Source organism: Micromonospora coriariae, assembly GCF_900091455.1.
Classification (GTDB): domain Bacteria; phylum Actinomycetota; class Actinomycetes; order Mycobacteriales; family Micromonosporaceae; genus Micromonospora; species Micromonospora coriariae.
Genome location: NZ_LT607412.1, coordinates 5,990,021 through 6,007,488, shown reverse-complemented (window position 1 = coordinate 6,007,488; position 17,468 = coordinate 5,990,021). Strand labels below are relative to the sequence as shown.

Here is a 17,468-nt window from a genome sequence, read left to right as displayed (position 1 = left end):
CTCAGACTCCCATCTCGGTCTCGTACGCCCGGCGCAGGCGACGCCGGGCGGTGGGCGCGAGGCAGAGATGCCAGGCCTGTCCCTCGTCGATCACGTTGAGCTCGCCGGCCTCCTGGCGGGCCAGCAGCAGCTCCGCGAGCGCGTCCCGCGCGCCGAAGCGTTCGTACCAGGCCACCTCGACGTCCACCGAGTAGCCGAGGCAGTGCCCGCTGGGCAGCATCGCGGCGTAGCCCAGTCGGCGCAGCCGGTACTGGTGCTCGGCACTGCGGACCAGGCTGGTCACCCAGAGTGGCGGGGTGGCCGGCGGCGCCGTCGCCGCGAACTCCCGCCCGATGTCGTTGAGCAGCGCGACCACCTCCCGCCGGGCGCGCCGGAAGAGGAGCCCGGCGGTGCGCGGGGTGGCGTCCGGCCGCAGCCGGCGACGCAGCCCCCGCGCGGCCCGGCCCAGCATGGTGGTGGGCTGCTCCTGGTAGCGGAAGCGCAGCAGGTCCCGGCGGCGCAGCCACTCCAGGTCGACCAGGTCGGCACTGCCGTTGACCTGATCGTCCGTGACGAAGGTGGGGGCGTCCTGCCACCACAGCACGTCGATGCGGGAGAGCAGGTAGATCCGGACCAGCGCTGTGAGGTCCCGCGCCGAGGTGCGCTCGTTCGGCTGGTAGCGCGCCATCTCCAGCAACAACGTCTCGCGCGCGCCGATCAGCCCCTGCGGGGTTGCGTCGAGCACCGCGGCGAGCGCCGGCTCGCGCAGCCGTTCGTCGATGAGCACCTGACGGGCACGTGTGCTGGTCGCGTCGGCCAGGGCACCCACCTCGACCAGCAGGTCGGCGACGGCCGCCCGGTAGGCGCTGAGGTCCGGCGCGGTGGTGGGGAGGCGGCGGGGGTGGTGCCGGAGGGCCGGCGGCGAGCCGGGGCGGTGGGCGACACGGGCGGACGGGGCTGCTGTCCCGGGCTACGGCTGGGCACGCGCATGACGGGGTCCCTTCTCCGGTCACGACTCTGGGTGGATCGCCCTGAACACACCGTAATCAGCCGGACCGGAATAGGACGAACAATCCTCCTATCTACCCCTGAAGGGAGCGGCGGGGCCGAGGCGCGGCAGGCGTGTCGCGGGGTGACGAACCACCGCCGAAGCCGGCGGCGACCATCAGTCGCCGTCCGCGGGCACCAGGCCCTGCACCTCGGCGTACGACGGCAGCCCCGGCGGCGCCGTGAACCCGCCGGAACGGACCGCGTCGGCGGTGGCGACGGCGGCGGCCAGCGCGGCCCGGAACAGCAGGGAGCCGGTGCTGACCCGGGCGACCCCCGCCCGGCCCAGCTCGTCCAGCCCGGGCCCGCCCGGCTGGTAGAGCGCGTTCAGCGGCGCGTCGATCCGTTCGGCCAGCATCCGCAGCGTCGCCAGGTCGACGGTGCCGGGGACGAAGATCCCGTCGGCGCCGGCGGCCCGGTAGGCCCGGGCGCGGGCCAGGGTCTGCGGCAGCGGGTCGGCCACCCCGAGCCACCAGGTGTCGGTGCGGGCGTTGACGAACAGGTCCGGCACCGCAGCCTTCACCGCCGCGATCTTGTCGGCGATGCACTCCGGGTCGGCCAGGGTGCCGTCGGCGCGTCCGTCCTCCAGGTTGATCCCGACCGCGCCGAGCCCGGCCAGTTCGGCCACGTACCCGGCAACCGCCGCCGGATCGTCGCTGAACCCGGCCTCCACGTCGACGGTGAGCAGCACCGGCAGCCGGGCGAGCCGGTGGGTCAGGGCCAGGGTCTCGCCGCCGGTGGCGGCCACGCCGTCGGGGCGGCCGGCGGTCGCGGCGACCCCGAGGCTGGTGGTGCCCATGGCGGGATGGCCGCGGGCTGCGAGCGCCGCCGCCGAGGCGTGGTCCCAGGCGTTCGGCAGCAGCAGGGGGCGGTCGGTGTGGTGCAGGGCGTGGAACGCCGCGCGGCGGTCGGTCATCGGACGGTCACCTCCAGGATCGTCGGAACGCGCAGGGTCGGGTGCGGCTCGTGGCACAGCACGGCGTCGGTGCGCAGGCAGCGCTCGCCCAGCACGTCGAGCACCCCGGTGGCGAGCGCCAGCGCGTGCCGGTCGCCGGGGCAGCCGCGCTCCCCCGCGCCGAAGGTGAGCAGCCCGGCTTCGGGCCGGCCGGGTCGGAACGCGGACGGCTCGGCGAACGCCTCCGGGTCACGGTTGGCGGCGTCGAACCGGAGCAGCACGGGGCTGTTCGGCGGTAGGTCCTGGCCGCCGAGTCGTACCGCGGCGACGGTGACCCGCCGGGTGGCCCGCACCGGCGGGTCGAGCCGCAAGACCTCCGCGAGCAGGTCCGCCGTCGCGTCGCGGGCCAGCGGGTCAGCCCTCCCGGACGGTACGGCGGACGCGCGGCGGGCGGGCGTGGGGAGCAGGTGATGAGCCGCGGCGCCGATCAGGCCGGCGGTCGCGTCGCAGGCCTGGACCAGCAGGCCGATCAGGTTCGCCCGTACCTCCGGCCGGGCGGGCGGGCAGAGCTCCAGCAGTGTGGCCACCGCCCGGTCGGCCCGCCGGACCAGCGCCGGGTCAACCCCCGGGTGGTACGCGGCGGCGACGGCCGCGACCGCCGTACCGGCGGCGACCGGATCGGTCAGGCCGAGCCGGCCGGCCAGCACCCGCGGCGGCACCGACCTGGCCAGTTCGCGCATCACGTCGAGGTGGTCACCGGCATCGTCCAGGGCGGCGGCGGTCCGGCGGGCCGCCTCCTGCCGTAGCTCGTCCGGGTCCAGCGCGGACAGCGCGGACACCCCGATCGCGCGACGCTCGGCGTGCCGCTCGGCCGGGCTGAACCGGCTGACCGCGCCGCGCAGCCAGGCGAGGGTGCCGGGCGGACCGCCGTCCACGGGCGGTACCTGGAAGGCGGGCCCGGTCAGCGCGGCCAGAACGTCGGCGTGCCGGGTCACCCACCATCCGCTGTCGGTCTCGAACCTGGGAGGCCCGCACGCCGGGACTCCGGCAGCGGACGGAACAACCGGCCAGTCATCAGTCACCGCCCGACCGTAGAACCCGAACCCTTCGGCCCCCACCGAACAATCGCGCCTCGCCGTGCCGCGCGGGCATGATCGTGCTCGATCCTGACTCCCGGGCCCGCCTGGACGCTCGCGGGGGCCGTCAGAGCCGGGATGGTGCGGCTGACTCAGCCGTGAGGGGTCAGGCGCGGCCGCCGGTGGTTGGCGCAGGCGGCGTGGCGCCGAGGGCGTCTTCGGGGATGTTCAGGGTCGCGGCCAGGGCGGATCGACCGGTCGGGGTGAGTCGGACGGCGCGGCCGGCGCCCCGGGTCGTCCAGCCCAGCTCGGCGAAGTGACGGCAGAGCGCCGCGCCGAGCGCCCCGGCCAGGTGCGGCCGGCGCTCGGTCCAGTCCAGGCAGTCGCGCACCACCGGGCGCCGAGCGGCGCGCAGCACGTCCACGGGTACGCCCAGCCCGGCCGCCCACGCCCACCCGTCGGGCGTCAGCGTCAGCCCGCTGGCCCGGTCCAGTCGCCCGTCGGCCAGCAGCGCGTCGTACATCTGCACGCCCAGCCGCCCGGCGAGGTGGTCGTAGCAGGTGCGGGCGTACGCCATCGCGGCACTCGCGTTGGACGCCCGCAGCGACCCCGTCGGCGCGGGTGGGCTCGGGGCGTGCCCGGCCAGGCTCTCGATCAGCTGGGCCACCGACGGCCCGGCCAGCCGCAGGTAGCGGTGCCGGCCCTGTCGCTCCTCGACCAGCAACCCACCCCGGACCAGCCGGGTGAGGTGGTCGCTGGCCGTCGACGGCGCGACTCCCGCCCGGCGGGCCAGCTCCCCGGCGGTCCAGGCCCGGCCGTCGAGCAGCGCGAGGCAGATGCCGGCCCGGGTGCCGTCGGCCAGCAGGGCGGCCAGCTCGGTCATCCCCCGGCCCTCGGTGACAGTGCTCATCGCCCCATCATCGCCCTGCCCAGGGGCGTCCCGGCCGGCAGGGTCCGGCGCCAGCGGCCTTTACAACGTTGTATCCATCGTTGTAGAAACGGGTGCACACACCGCCCTGTCGATGCACCGCCAACCTCCCCCGAGGCAGGTCCACATGCGACATCTCCGCCGTGGCGGCGCGCTCGCCGCCGCGCTCGGTCTGATCCTGACCGCGACCGCACCCACTCCCGCAGCCGGCTCCGACGGCCCGTCCCGCTACCGCAACCCGGTCTCGACCGCCGTCGGCGACACCTTCGCCGACCCGGTCATCGTCCGCGGCGACGACGGCTTCTGGTACGCGTACGGCACCACCGACCCGCTCCGCGAGGGCGAGCACGAGTTCCACCGGGTGCCCACCGCCCGCTCGGCCGACCTGGTCGACTGGACGTACGTCGGCGACGCGTTCGGCCCCGACCAGCGCCCGCCGTACGCGGCGCCCGGCGCGGCATTCTGGGCGCCGGACGTGCGCCGCCTCGGCGACCGGTGGGTCATGTACGTGACGGTCACCGACACCACCGTCTCCACCGAGGGCAGCGACTACGCCATCGGCGCGGCGACCGCCCCCACCCCGACCGGGCCGTGGACCTTCGCGGCCCAGCCGGTTGTCGCCCCGCGTCCCGGCGGTGGTGGCGGCTACCTGTGGACCATCGACCCCAGCCAGTTCACCGACGTCGACGGCCACAGCTACCTCTACCACGGCAGTTACTACGGCGGCATCTCGGTCACCGAGCTGAGCCCGGACGGGCTGACCGCGGTCGGCTCGCCGACGCTGGTGGCGATCGACAACAAGTTCGAGGGCAGCTACGTGCTGCGCCACGACGGGTGGTACTACCTGTTCGCCTCCACCGCGAACTGCTGCGCCGGCCCGGCCACCGGCTACTCCGTCCAGGTCGGACGCGCGCGCAGCCCACGCGGCCCGTTCACCGACCGCGACGGGGTCTCGCTGACCGCGTCCCGGGCCGGCGGCACGCCGGTGCTCACCCAGAACGGCAACCGGTGGATCGGCACCGGGCACAACGGATTCCTCACTGACCTGTCCGGTCAGGACTGGATCGTCTACCACGCCATCGGCCGCGACGATCCGTACCTGGACGAGCCGTTCGGCATCAACGAACGTCCGATGCTGCTGGACCGGCTCGACTGGATCGACGGCTGGCCGACGGTGAACGCCGGCGCCGGCCCGTCCGAGGGCAACCGGCCCGCGCCGGTGACCACTGGCCGCGTCGACGACCGGTTCGACGCCGCCGGGCTGTCCGGCTGGCGACGTGGCGCCGGCGAGTGGCGGGTCGCCGACGGCCAGCTCACCGGCAGTGGCGGGCTGATCAGCCGTACCACAGTCGGCGGCGACGTGCGGGCGGAGGCCGACCTGCGTCTGACCGGCGCGACCACCGCCGGGATCACCCTCGGCGACCGGGTCGAGGTCCGGGTGGACGCGGCCGGCGGCCGGCTGGTGGCCCGCGACGGCGACCGGCGTGCCACCACGCCGCTGCCCGCCGGGCTCGACCTGGCCGACCGGCACAACCTGGCCGTCGAGGTACGCGGCCGGCACCTCACCGCCGAGCTGAGCCCGGCCCGGCTCGGTGACCAGCTCGCCGTGGTGTCGCTGCGGCTGAACCGTCCGGTCGCCGGTCGGCCCGGACTGGCCGCCAGCGGCGGCCCGGCGGTGTTCGACAACGTCGGCGTGGCCCGGCTCTACCAGCCGGCACGGCGGGCCGTCCCCGAGCCCCGGATCGGCGCGCCGTTGCGGGCGTACTCCGACGAGTTCGGCGACGGGCTCGACGGCGACTGGCGGTGGGTACGCGAGGACCCGGCGGCCACCGTCATCGGCGGCGCGCTGCGCTGGCCGGTGCAGGCCGCCGACCTGACCGGCACCGGCAACACCGCAGGGGTGCTGCTGCGTGACGCGCCGCCCGCCGACTACGTGGCGGAGACCAAGGTGACGCTGGACCTGGGCGAGGAGACGGTTCGCAACTACCAGCAGGCCGGGCTGGTCGCGTACGTGGACGACGACCGGTTCGCCCGACTGGCCCAGGTGGCGATCTGGAACACCCGGCAGGTCGAGTACGGCTACGAGCTGCCCTTCGCCGGCCAACCGGTGTACGGCGGCAGCATCGTCGGCACCCCGGCCACCACCACCTGGCTGCGGCTGGCGCACCACGTCGACCCGACCACCGGAGAGCACGAGTTCCGGGCCGGCTCCAGCCGGGACGGGCGGAGGTGGACGTGGGGTGCGGTCTGGACCTTCCCGGCCGACACCACTCCGAGGATCGGCCTGGTCGCGCACGGCGGCGCCGAGCCGCCGGTCACCGCCGAGTTCGACTACCTGCGCTTCTACCGCTGAGGCGGTCGACGGACAGATACCCGGGGCCTCCGTCGCGTGGACGGAGGCCCCGGGGCTCGGCGCGATGTCGGCGTCGAGTGCCGTGCTTGCCTGCGGACGTACTCTGAAGGGGCCGCGACGCCACTGTGGCAAGTCCGGCCCCTAGCGCTCGCATCGCGGGCGGATAGAAGTAGCCGCATGATCTGGACGAGGCTCAGAAGCGACAGCACCCCTCCCCGGCTTCGCGCCGTTGACGACCTGCAGTTTCCTGCCAGCGGACGTCAGCGTCTCCTGAATCAGCATCCCCATCTCAGCGGCGACGACATCCGCCTGGTCGAAGCCGCGACCCGCCAATGGTTCCGGCTCGTCGTCCGCCACTCCGACGCGAAGCTTTCGATGCCGTCGGTGATCGTGGACGATCTGTGGCAGGAGCTGACCCTGCATAAGCGGGACTACGCCACCTTCTGCGACGCCGCGTTCGGGCGCCTTCTGCACCACCAGCCGAGGTCTGCGACGAGCGCCGGCACCGTCAATCGCAACCCTCGGCTGCTGGCCACTCTGAGCTGTGGCCGCCGCGACGAGGAATGCGGCCCAACCGGTCTTCCCCTGCTGTTCCGGGTGGACCAGGAGCTCCGCATCCAAGATGGCAACCGCTACCTGGCCGACTGCGGAGGGCGTGGCGAGTGCTTCCCGGTCGCCAACCGGGTCTGCCTGCAACACCTCGGAGGGCCGGGCAGACGGCCCAAGCCACCCGGCATCCGCGGCGATCTGCCCTTCAACGACGGCCGCCACGGCTACGGCGGTGGTGCGGGCGGCGGTGGTGGCGGCGACGGCGAGTTGTATGGCGCCGGCGATGGCGGGGGCGGCGATGGTGGTGGGAGCAGCAACTGAGGCCTCACCTGCGTTGATGACGGCCCGATGCCCCTGGCGAATCGGACGGTCGCGGGCGATCAGATGTGCTGACGGGTCAGCGGCGTCACCGACCGGTCCGCGGCGTCGTAGCTACGGGCCGCGACAAACGCGCCCGTCGGCCGCTGACCGCCGGCGACCGCCCGAGCCAGCCGCAGGTCCGCGTTGCGGAACCGCAGTGCCACGCTCAGGTGCGGCACCCACACACCCGGCGCGTGCCAGGGCCGGTGCCCGGCGGCGTCGGTGAGCACGTCCCAGGCGGCGGCGTGCAGCGCGGTCAGCGCCGGCGTTGGTCGGACGAGCCAGACCAGCGGCGCGCTGCCGTCGAGGACGACGATGCGGTCGAGCGTGACCGGCACCGGCAGTGCGCCGTCGAACAACTCGGCCAGACGGTGCTCGACCCCGGGCGGAAACTCGTCGACGGCGGCGAGGGTCAGATGCGGCCGGTTGGTCGGGTGGGTGTTGCGGGCCAGGCTGGGCAGGCCGGCCGCAGCCAGCCGGTCCCAGGCGGCCCGCACCTCGGCGTCCAATCCGGCCGAGCAGACCAGTTCGACCGTACGCATCCGTCCACGCTAGCGGGACGCACAGTAGGGTCGCCCGCGGTCGAGCAGCTCTCCCGCTCACCGGCCCGGGCGGCTCGCGACAAAACGGTCCACCTGGCGACGCCGCACTCTCGGCAGACCATCGGCGGGTAGGCCGGTCAGAGCCAGCCGTTGTCCCGGGCGGTACGCACCGCATCGGCCCGGTCGGCCGCGCCGAGCTTCTGCACGGCGGCGGAGAGGTGGTTGCGCACTGTGCCGGTGGACAGGTGCACCCGGCGGGCGATCACCGCGACCGGGGCCCCGAACTCGGCCAGCCGCAGCGTCTCCAGCTCCCGAGGGGTCAGCGGGCACGGCGGCAGGGTCAGCGCGTCGGCGGCCAGCGACGGGTCGACGTACCGGCCGCCGCCGTGCACCCGGCGGATCACGTCGGCCAGCGCGCCGCCCGGCGCGCCCTTGGGCAGGAACCCTCGGGCGCCAGCGGTCAGCGCCTGGCGCAGATGCCCCGGACGCCCGTGCCCGGTCAGCACGACCACCGCGCACTCGGGTCGGGCCCGGGCCAGCTCGGCGGCCACTCCGATGCCGTCCAGGCCGGGCATCTCCAGGTCCACGACGGCCACGTCCGGGCGGTGCGCCAGTGTCGCGGTGACCGCCGTCGGCCCGTCGGCTGCCTGTGCCACCACCTCGATGTCCGGCTCCAGGCCGAGGAGCGCGGCGACCGCGACCCGGATGAGGTCCTCGTCGTCGGCGAGCAGGACGCGGATCACGGGGTCACCGGCACGGTGGCTTCCAGGGTGAACACCGCGTCCTCGCGGCGCACCCGCAACTCGCCCCCGGCAGCGGCGAGCCGGTCGGCCAGCCCGCGCAGGCCGTGGCTGTGCGCGTCCGGTCCACGGTCGTCGGCGCCGTCGTTGGCCACCGTCATCCTGACCACGTCGTCCTCCCGATGAATGTGGATCCGGCACCAGGCGGCCCGGCTGTGCCGCAGCACGTTGGTGCCCGCCTCGCGCAGCACCGCCGCCAGCTCGGTGGCGGCGGGCTGCGGCAGGTCGACCTCTGGCGGAAGCACAGTGCAGCGCACCCCGCAGGAGCGCAGTACGCCCGCCACGGCCGCCAATTGTTCGTCGAGGTCGACCGCGCGGTAGCCGTGCACGGTCTCGCGGACCTCGGTCAGCGCGGACGCGGCGAGCCGCTGCACCTCGGTTGCCTCCCGGCCGGCCCGCTCCGGATCGACCGGGGCGAGCCGGGCGGCGAGCTCGGCCTTCAACGCGATAACGGTGAGGCTGTGCCCCAGCACGTCGTGCACGTCCCGGGCGAAGCGCAGCCGCTCCTCGGCAGCCGCCAGGCGGGCCTGGGCGGCCTGGCCCTGGCGGGCCTCCACGAGCAGATCCCAGAACCACACCTGGAACCAGTTGACCGCCGCGATGGTCACTCCGACTCCGCCGGTCACGATCAGGTACCGCCCGACGGATCCGCCGGTCCACCACGCCACGCCCGCCGACACCAGGAGCGTGCCGGCGATCACCGCCAGTACGGCCGGCAGGCGCACCAGCAACGGCGCCATGCCGATCAGCGAGGCGCCCAACCAGGCCCAGGTCGGCCAGACACCCGCCGCCACCGGCCCCACCAGCGGAACGGTCAGCACCGCCACCCCCGCCAGGCCCAGCTGGGCGCGGCGCCGCCAGCGCTGGTCGAGCCACGGGGTCACCGCCGCGTACAGCACGGCGGTCTGGGCGGCCGCGAAGGCGAGGATGCCGACCGCGCCGAGCGCGACGCGGCCCGGGGCGCTGTCCCGGGCCAGACCGACGGCGGGCAGCAGAACGCTCGCCCAGACGCCGGTGGCCAGCGACAGCAGGGTCGCCTGGCGGGCCCGGCGCAGCCGGCGGTCCGCCCGCGGAGTCACCGCCTCGCTCGCCACGCACCGAATACTAGGACCGCTGCGCGCCCGGCCCACCCCTGCGGGATGTCACGGTCGAGCCGTGCGATCCGCACGGATTTCCGGTGACGGCCGGGCCTGCCCACGCGCCGGTGACTTCGCCAGGCTGGACGGCATGGGGAAGACATGGACGCACACCGACACACTCGCCGTACCGCCGACCGGTCCGCTGCCGACCGACCGGCCGGCGCCGCCGGGCACGACACCCGCCACCGTGCCGGCCGGCGGCACGCGGCACCTGCTGCGGCACCTCGCCGAGATGGCGCTCGCCATGGTCGCCGGCATGCTGCTGCTCGGCCCGTTGTGGGACGCGGCCGGCGTCACGCTGGGGCTCGCCGGCCCACTGGGCCGGCCGGAGGTGGCCGCCCTGGTGATGGCCACCGACATGACCATCGGCATGACGGTCTGGATGCGCTACCGGGCGCATCGCTGGCTCGCGGTCGGCGAGATGGCCGCCGCGATGTACGTCCCGTTCCTGCTGCTGTTCGCGCCGATGTGGGCCGGCCTGCTGGACGCCGACGCGATGCTGCTCGGCGGCCATCTGCTGATGGTGCCGGCGATGGTGCTGGTCGCGGTGCGGCACCGGCACGAGACGCCGGTGGCGGTACGCCGGCATCCGGCCGTGGTGGCGCTCGCCCACCGCTGGCCGACCGGGCTGGCGCTGCTGATGGGCCTGGACCTGGTGTTCGACCCGAAGGTGCTCAGCCCGTGGACGATGCTGGTGCTGCCCGGCGGGTACCTGGTGATCGGCCTGGCCCGCGGCACACTACGCGGACCGGGCGTGCTCACCACCCAACTGCTCGGCCTGGTCGGCTGGGTCGCCCTGACTCTGATCGCGGTCACGGCCGGCGGACGGACCGCCGCGTGGCTGGTGGCGTTCGGTTGGCTCGCGCACGCCGGCTGGGACCTGGTCCACCACCGCAGCGGCCGGGTGGTGCCGCGCGGCTACGCCGAGTGGTGCGGCGTACTCGACGCGGTTGTGGGAGTCGCCGTGATCCTGGCGATCCTGACCAACGGCTGAGCGGACCGCCCGCCGGCACGGGACGGCGGGCGGCTTCCGCGGCGCGTTGTGCCGGTCGCCGCAGCGGGTCCGGCGGCGTGATGAAAGGCTTGGCGCATGAGTTCCGCACCTGCACAGCACGACGCACCGACCGACACCACCCCCGACGGCACCGACGAGGCGAACGCCTTCACGGAGCTGGGGCTGCGCGCCGAACTGCTGGGCGCGCTGGCCGCCCTCGGCTACGAGGAGCCCACCCCGATCCAGCGGGAGGCGATCCCACCGCTGCTGGACGGTCGGGACCTGCTGGGCCAGGCGGCCACCGGCACCGGCAAGACGGCGGCGTTCGCACTGCCGCTGCTGCACCGGATGTCGGCTCACCGCGACGGCGGGGACCCGGTGGCGTTGGTGCTGGTGCCGACCCGGGAGCTGGCGGTGCAGGTGTCCGAGGCGTTCCACCGCTACGGCAAGGACCTGGGCGCCCGGGTGCTGCCGATCTACGGTGGGCAGCCGATCGGGCGGCAGCTGCGGGCCCTGGACAGCGGGGTGGACGTGGTGGTGGCCACCCCGGGCCGGGCCCTCGATCACATCGCCCGGGGCACGCTGCGGCTGGGCGGGCTGGCCACGGTGGTGCTCGACGAGGCCGACGAGATGCTCGACATGGGCTTCGCCGAGGACATCGAGGCGATCCTGGAGCACGCGCCGGCGCAGCGCCAGACCGTGCTCTTCTCGGCCACGATGCCGTCCCGGATCGACGGGATGGCCCGGCAGCACCTGCGTGAGCCGGTACGCATCGAGATCGGCCGGGAGCAGCAGGTGGCCGGCGAGGCGCCCCGGGTGCGGCAGAGCGCGTACATCGTGACCCGGGCGCACAAGCCCGCCGCCCTGGGCCGGGTGCTGGACGTGGAGTCGCCCACCGCGGCGATCGTGTTCTGCCGGAGCCGGGAGGAGGTGGACCGGCTGACCGAGACGATGAACGGCCGGGGCTACCGCTCCGAGGCGCTGCACGGCGGGATGAGCCAGGAGCAGCGGGACCGGGTGATGGGTCGGTTGCGGGCCGGCACCGCCGACCTGCTGGTCGCCACCGACGTGGCGGCCCGCGGGCTGGACGTCGAGCAGCTGACCCACGTGGTCAACTACGACGTGCCGTCGGCGCCGGAGTCGTACGTGCACCGGATCGGCCGGGTTGGCCGGGCCGGGCGGGAGGGCGTGGCGATCACCCTCGCCGAGCCGCGCGAGCACCGGATGCTGAAGACCATCGAGCGGGTGACCGGCCAGCGGATCACCATCGACAAGATCCCGACGGTGGCGGACATGCGCACCCGCCGGTTGGAGCTGACCCAGGCGGCGCTGCGGGAGAGCCTGCTGGAGGACGACCTCGACCCGTTCCGGGTGATCGTGGAGACGCTGACGGACGAGTTCGACCTGATGGAGGTGGCCCTAGCCGCGGTGAAGTTGGCACATGAGGTGACCTCCCCGGGCTCGGACGACGAGGAGGAGATCCCGCAGGTGCCGGTACGCGGCCCGCGCGAGGGCCGGCCGGAGGCCGGTGGGCGGGGCGGCGATCGGCGCGGTGGCGGTCGGCCGCGAATGGGTGGCAACACCGTCCAGGTCTTCGTCGGCCTGGGCCGGCGCGCCGGGGTGCGCCCGCAGGACCTGGTCGGCGCGATCACCGGGGAGACCGGGATCAGCGGCCGGGACATCGGCTCCATCGAGATCGCCGACCGGTTCTCGCTGGTGGAGGTGCCGCAGGGCGTGGCCGACGAGGTGATCTCCGGGTTGCGCTCCAGCACCATCAAGGGCCGCAAGGCCACAGTGCGTCGGGACCGCGGCGGCGACCGCTGAACGGACCGCCGGCGACCGTCGGGTACGACGGTCGCCGGCGCGAGGATCAGAAGGAGTACGGGCCGAATCGGCCCCACGCCACGACCGCGGCGAGGACGAGCAGCACCGTGCAGGTCACGACGCCCTGCAACTCCGTCCGGCGCTGGTCGTCGGTGTCCTGCCTCTTCATGTCGCGCAGGTGCACCAGGATGCCGCCGATCATGACGATGACCAGGCCGACCGCGGCGAGCGGGGTGAGCACGGTGGCGATGCCGGTGAGAGGCGGAAGCACCAGCCCGATGGCGGCCAGCAACTCGGCGGCGCCGAGCGCCTTGACCTGGTGCGGCGGGACGGGGTCCACCCAGCGCATCAGATCGCGCAGCTTGTTCTTCGGCTGGGTCAGCTTGGCCGTGCCGGCGCCGGCGAAGACGACGGCGAGCAGGATCTGGATGATCCAGAGCACCAGGTTCACGGGGGGTTCCTCCGGGGGTACCGCCGCACGGCGGAGAGGTAGTTGAGGGTTCAAGCGAGACAGTAGCCCTCTGCCCGTACACCAATGACCCCCGCCGTCGGAGAGACGGCGGGGGTCATCGTGGTGGTGCCTCAGGCCGCGAAGAGCGCCGGACCGTCCAGCGCCTTGACGTCGGCCGGGCGCAGCGCCAGGGCGAGCACGTCGGCCACGTCGGCGAGGGTGTGCACGGTCAGCGCCGTACGCACCTCGGCCGGCAGGTCGTCCAGGTCCGGCTCGTTGCGCGCCGGGATGATCACTTCGGTGAGGCCGGCCCGGTGCGCGGCGAGCAGCTTCTGCTTCACCCCGCCGATCGGCAGCACCCGACCGGAGAGCGTCACCTCGCCGGTCATCCCGAACTCCGGGCGGACCGGTCGACCGGTGACCAGCGACGCCAACGCGGTCACCATGGTGATGCCGGCGCTGGGGCCGTCCTTGGGCACGGCACCCGCCGGGACGTGCAGGTGGATCCGGCGGCCCGCCAGGGCGTTCGGGTCGATGCCCAGCCGGCGCCCGTTGGAGCGCAGGTAGGAGAGGGCGATGTGCGCCGACTCCTTCATCACGTCACCGAGCTGACCGGTCAGGGTCAGACCGGGCTCGCCTTCCATGCTGGTCGCCTCGATGAAGAGCACGTCCCCGCCGGCGCCGGTGACGGCGAGGCCGGTGGCCACGCCCGGCACCGCGGTGCGCTCGGCCGACTCCGGGGTGAACTTCGGCCGGCCCAGGTAGCCGGCGAGGTTGCCGGTGTCCACGCGTACCGGCGCCGGGTCGGTCGCCAACGCCACGGCCACCTTGCGCAGGATCTTGGCGAGGGCACGTTCGAGCTGCCGGACTCCGGCCTCCCGGGTGTACTCCCCCGCGATCAACGCGAGAGCCTCGTCGGCGATGCTCACCTCGTCCGCGGTCAGCCCGGCCCGCTCCCGCTGCCGGGGCAGCAGGTGGTCCCGGGCGATGGCGACCTTCTCGTCCTCGGTGTACCCGTCCAGGGTGACCAGCTCCATCCGGTCCAGCAGCGGGCCGGGAATGGTCTCCACCACGTTGGCGGTGGCCAGGAAGAGCACGTCGGACAGGTCCAGGTCGACCTCCAGGTAGTGGTCCCGGAAGGTGTGGTTCTGTGCCGGGTCGAGGACCTCCAGCAGGGCGGCGGCCGGGTCGCCGGCGTAGCCGGCGGCCAGCTTGTCCACCTCGTCGAGGAGCACGACCGGGTTCATCGAGCCGGCCTCACGCAGCGCGCGGACGATCCGGCCGGGCAGCGCGCCCACGTAGGTGCGCCGGTGACCGCGGATCTCCGCCTCGTCGCGGACGCCGCCGAGCGACACCCGCACGAAGTTGCGGCCGAGCGCCCGGGCCACCGACTCGCCGAGGCTGGTCTTGCCGACCCCGGGAGGGCCGGCGAGGGCCAGCACCGCACCGGAGCCGCGACCGCCGACCACGCCGAGGTTGCGCTCGGCCCGGCGGTTGCGCACCGCGAGGTACTCCAGGATGCGGTCCTTCACGTCGGCCAGGCCGGCGTGGTCGGCGTCGAGCACCGCCCGCGCCGCGGCCAGGTCGGTGTTGTCCTGCGTACGCGTCCCCCACGGCATCTCGAGCACGGTGTCCAGCCAGGTACGGATCCAGCCGGCCTCCGGGGAGGCGTCACTGGCCCGCTCCAGCTTGCCGACCTCGCGCAGGGCCGCCTCGCGGACCTTCTCCGGCAGGTCGGCGCCCTCGACCCGGGACCGGTAGTCGGCCGAGCCGTCCGGCTCGTCCTCACCCAGCTCCTTGCGGATCGCGGCGAGCTGCTGGCGGAGCAGGAACTCCCGCTGGGACTTCTCCAGCCCCTCGCGGACGTCGGTGTTGATCTGCTCGGTGACCTCCTGCTCGGCCAGGTGTTCCTTCACCCAGCCGACCAGCAGCTCCAGCCGGGCGGTGACGTCCGGCGCGGCGAGCAGCTCGGTCTTCTGCTCGAGGCTCAGCCAGGAGACGTAGCCGGCCGAGTCGGCCAGCTCGGACAGGTCGGTCATCCGCTCGATCGCGTCGATGACCTGCCACGCGCCACGCTGCTGGAGCACCGACGTCATCAGGGCGCGGTACTCGCGGGCGAGCTCACGCGCCCGACCGGCGGGGGCGGGTTCGGGTAGTTCGGTCGCCTCGACCCAGAGCGCGGCGCCCGGGCCGGGCACGCCGGAGCCGATCCGGGCCCGGGACAGGCCGCGGACGACCGCGGCCGGTTCGCCGTCGGGCAGCCGGCCGACCTTCTCGATGGTGGCGACGGTGCCCACCGGGCCGTACTCGCCGTCGATCCGGGGCACGGCCAGCAGCTTGCGGTCACCGGTCGCGCGGGCCGCGTCCACCGCGGCCTGGGTGGTCGGGTCGAGGGTCACCGGGATGACCATGCCGGGCAGCAGCACGGTGTCGGTCAGGGGAAGTACCGGAAGAGTTGCCATCGAACACCTGCTATCGCGTTGACTTGAGCGTGTCTCACTCAAGTAACAAAGCGTTCCCCTTGTTCCGGGCTGTGACCCAGACCACTGTCCCGCGTCGGACGACGGACCGGAAACAGCAGCTCACGCGCCACCCGCCCGCCACCGGCCACCGCGACCGCGAGCGGAATCGCCAGGCTGATCACGGCCAGGGCGACCACGATCCGGCCGGGCAGCCCGGCGACAGCGGCGAGCACGGTCGACCCGGCCGAGACCACCAGCTTCAGCCGGGTGCGGGCCACGGGGACCACACCGGCGTCGCGGTCGGGTGTGGCGACTGACGACATCGTTCCTCCTTCGGCGTACGGGCGGGCGGCGGGCTCGTCGGCGTCAGCGGGCGACCTCGTGCGGGTCGCCCGCCGGATCCGGGTTGGTGCCGTACAGGCGGGGATCGCCGGGTGCGAGCACCGGCTCGGGGGCGTGTGCGCGGGGGTTGCCGTCGTATCTGAACTCGCCCTTGCCGTCCGGGCTGGGCCCGGAGGCCCAGCGGCCCTGCGCGGCGTCCTGGCCGGGAGAGAAGTCCAGGTAGGTGTAGCTGAACTCGTCGGTGAACTGCTTGGAGTCGGTGAAGGCGTCCGGCACCGGCATCTCCTCCAGGCCGTCCTGTTTGAGCTGCTCGATGGCGGCCATCCACATGTTCTGGTGCATGGTGTCGCGGGCCAGCAGGAAGCGCAGCATCTGTTTGACCCCGGGGTCGTCGGTCATGTTGAACAGCCGGGCCACCTGCAGGCGGCCCTGCGCCTCGGCGGTGACGTTGAGCTGGAAGTCGGCCATCAGGTTGCCGCTGGCGGTGATGAACGCGCCGTTCCAGGGCACGCCGTTGCTGTCGGTGGGCAGGGCGCCGCCACCGCCGTGGATGAAGTGCGCCGGGTTCGACCCGCCGTAGACCGCGGCGACCATCGGGTTGTCGTCGGCGGCTTCCTGCAGTGACAGTGGCGCGTTCTCCAACAGGCGGGTGATCATGGTGGCGATCATCTCGACGTGGCCCATCTCCTCGGTGCCGACGTCGAGCAGCAGGTCCTTGTACTTGCCCGGCAGCCGGCAGTTCCAGCCCTGGTAGAGGTACTGGTTGGCGACGGTCATCTCGCCCCACTTGCCGCCCAGGATCTCCTGCAACCGGCGGGCGAACGCGGCGTCCGGGCCGTCCGGCTTGGCCTCGAACTGCAGGTCCTTGACATGGCCGAACATCGGGTCCTCCTCGGTGCCGGGAGCTGATGCGAGGAGATTCCCACCCCGGTGACCCGGCCGGGCCAACCCGTGTCCCGGCGGGGTCAGCGCACCGGGCGGACCACCGGCAGCAGCACCTCCAGCGCCACACCACGCGGCCGCAACCGGTGCACCCGCAGCGCTCCCCCGTCGGCCGCCAACAACTGCCGCACGATCCAGAGACCGAGGCCGGACATCCCGGCCACCGGCGCCGGGCGGCGCATCGCGTCCAGCAGCGCGTCGTCCACCCGACCCTCGTCGGTGACGAGGATGCTCAGCCCGCGGCGGCCCAGCTCGGCGTGGATGCCGACCTGGCCCTCCGCCGGCCCGTGCCGCAAGGCGTTCTCCACCAGGTTCACCAGCACCTGCCGGGTCCGGCCGGACGGCACCGGACAGGAGCCGGCGCGCCGGGTGGCCCGGGCTCGCCGCCGGTCCGCCGGCACCAGCGCGGCGGCCTCGCGCAGGATCCCGGCCAGCGGCACGAGCGGCTCCGGCTGGGGAGCCAACGCCAGCGCCCCGGTCCCGGCGGCCGCGCCGCGCAGCAGGCTCTGCAGGTGGACGGCCTGGTCGCGGGCCAGCTCGGTGATGGCCCGCCGGTCGGCGCCGGTCAGCTCCCGGCGCTCGTCGGCGAGCGCGCGGGTCAACGAGGTCAGGGTGCTGACCGGGGTACGGAACTCGTGGCACAGCACGCGCAGCAGCAACTCGGAGTCGGCCTCCGGGGGCCGTGGCGCACCGGGTACCGGCTCGGTCCGGCGCAATCCTCGCAGCAGGCCGTGCAAACCGCTCCGTGCGCGCATCCACCCGACTCCCCTCGTCTGGTGCGTACT

General features: G+C 74.1%; 15 protein-coding genes and 1 pseudogene. 4 read left to right on the top strand and 12 right to left on the bottom strand.

Translation table 11 applies throughout. The features are described from left to right. Position 1 precedes the first annotated feature (1 nt). The 4 genes and pseudogenes from GA0070607_RS27835 to GA0070607_RS27820 all read right to left on the bottom strand — a co-directional run bounded on the left by GA0070607_RS27835 (position 2) and on the right by GA0070607_RS27820 (position 3,907). A pseudogene (locus GA0070607_RS27835) lies at positions 2-969 on the bottom strand (DUF5715 family protein). Between the two features lie 175 nt (positions 970-1,144). Beyond that, on the bottom strand, positions 1,145-1,942 hold the full coding sequence (locus GA0070607_RS27830; protein ID WP_089020839.1) for an isocitrate lyase/PEP mutase family protein: 798 nt from the start codon (positions 1,940-1,942) through the stop codon (positions 1,145-1,147). After that, positions 1,939-2,916 (bottom strand): cytochrome P450, encoded by a 978-nt coding sequence (locus GA0070607_RS27825; protein WP_231930434.1) that lies wholly within the window; start codon positions 2,914-2,916, stop codon positions 1,939-1,941. Before GA0070607_RS27825 ends, GA0070607_RS27830 begins: the two co-directional genes overlap by 4 nt. 247 nt (positions 2,917-3,163) lie before the next feature. Continuing rightward, the gene (locus tag GA0070607_RS27820) at positions 3,164-3,907 is read right to left on the bottom strand and encodes an ArsR/SmtB family transcription factor (protein ID WP_089020837.1); all 744 of its coding nucleotides are present in this window, start codon (positions 3,905-3,907) and stop codon (positions 3,164-3,166) included. A gap of 145 nt (positions 3,908-4,052) precedes the next feature. Here GA0070607_RS27820 and GA0070607_RS27815 point away from each other — a divergent pair, with 145 nt between their 5' ends. Continuing rightward, positions 4,053-6,278 (top strand): family 43 glycosylhydrolase, encoded by a 2,226-nt coding sequence (locus GA0070607_RS27815; protein WP_089020836.1) that lies wholly within the window; start codon positions 4,053-4,055, stop codon positions 6,276-6,278. Positions 6,279-6,455: 177 nt separating this feature from the next. After that, a complete protein-coding gene (locus tag GA0070607_RS32855; protein ID WP_172899117.1) occupies positions 6,456-7,148 on the top strand; it encodes a glycine-rich domain-containing protein in 693 nt (230 codons plus the stop codon). 59 nt (positions 7,149-7,207) lie between these two features. On the opposite strand, the gene GA0070607_RS27805 is transcribed toward GA0070607_RS32855, so the two are convergent. The 3 genes from GA0070607_RS27805 to GA0070607_RS27795 form a co-directional block, all read right to left on the bottom strand. Next, entirely contained in the window at positions 7,208-7,729 is a 522-nt protein-coding gene (locus tag GA0070607_RS27805) for a 2'-5' RNA ligase family protein (RefSeq protein WP_089020834.1), read from the bottom strand. A gap of 137 nt (positions 7,730-7,866) precedes the next feature. Further along, the gene (locus tag GA0070607_RS27800; RefSeq protein WP_089020833.1) at positions 7,867-8,472 is read right to left on the bottom strand and encodes a response regulator transcription factor; all 606 of its coding nucleotides are present in this window, start codon (positions 8,470-8,472) and stop codon (positions 7,867-7,869) included. Beyond that, positions 8,469-9,623 (bottom strand): sensor histidine kinase, encoded by a 1,155-nt coding sequence (locus tag GA0070607_RS27795; RefSeq protein WP_089020832.1) that lies wholly within the window; start codon positions 9,621-9,623, stop codon positions 8,469-8,471. Before GA0070607_RS27795 ends, GA0070607_RS27800 begins: the two co-directional genes overlap by 4 nt. A gap of 61 nt (positions 9,624-9,684) precedes the next feature. Between GA0070607_RS27795 and GA0070607_RS27790 the strand changes: the two genes are divergently transcribed. Then, positions 9,685-10,662, top strand: a complete 978-nt coding sequence (locus GA0070607_RS27790) for a hypothetical protein (protein ID WP_231930432.1) — start codon at positions 9,685-9,687, stop codon at positions 10,660-10,662. A 96-nt stretch (positions 10,663-10,758) separates the two neighbouring features. Continuing rightward, a complete protein-coding gene (locus tag GA0070607_RS27785; protein WP_089020831.1) occupies positions 10,759-12,486 on the top strand; it encodes a DEAD/DEAH box helicase in 1,728 nt (575 codons plus the stop codon). 46 nt (positions 12,487-12,532) lie between these two features. On the opposite strand, the gene GA0070607_RS27780 is transcribed toward GA0070607_RS27785, so the two are convergent. The 5 genes from GA0070607_RS27780 to GA0070607_RS27760 form a co-directional block, all read right to left on the bottom strand. After that, positions 12,533-12,937, bottom strand: coding sequence for a DoxX family protein (locus GA0070607_RS27780; RefSeq protein WP_089020830.1), 405 nt, complete (start codon positions 12,935-12,937; stop codon positions 12,533-12,535). A 131-nt stretch (positions 12,938-13,068) separates the two neighbouring features. Then, positions 13,069-15,399 (bottom strand): endopeptidase La, encoded by a 2,331-nt coding sequence (gene lon / locus GA0070607_RS27775; RefSeq protein ID WP_089020829.1) that lies wholly within the window; start codon positions 15,397-15,399, stop codon positions 13,069-13,071. A 38-nt stretch (positions 15,400-15,437) separates the two neighbouring features. Beyond that, entirely contained in the window at positions 15,438-15,722 is a 285-nt protein-coding gene (locus GA0070607_RS27770) for a hypothetical protein (RefSeq protein ID WP_089020828.1), read from the bottom strand. A gap of 43 nt (positions 15,723-15,765) precedes the next feature. Continuing rightward, positions 15,766-16,623, bottom strand: coding sequence for a manganese catalase family protein (locus GA0070607_RS27765; RefSeq protein ID WP_089020827.1), 858 nt, complete (start codon positions 16,621-16,623; stop codon positions 15,766-15,768). Between the two features lie 83 nt (positions 16,624-16,706). Beyond that, positions 16,707-17,438, bottom strand: coding sequence for a sensor histidine kinase (locus GA0070607_RS27760; protein ID WP_089020826.1), 732 nt, complete (start codon positions 17,436-17,438; stop codon positions 16,707-16,709). Positions 17,439-17,468 lie beyond the last annotated feature (30 nt).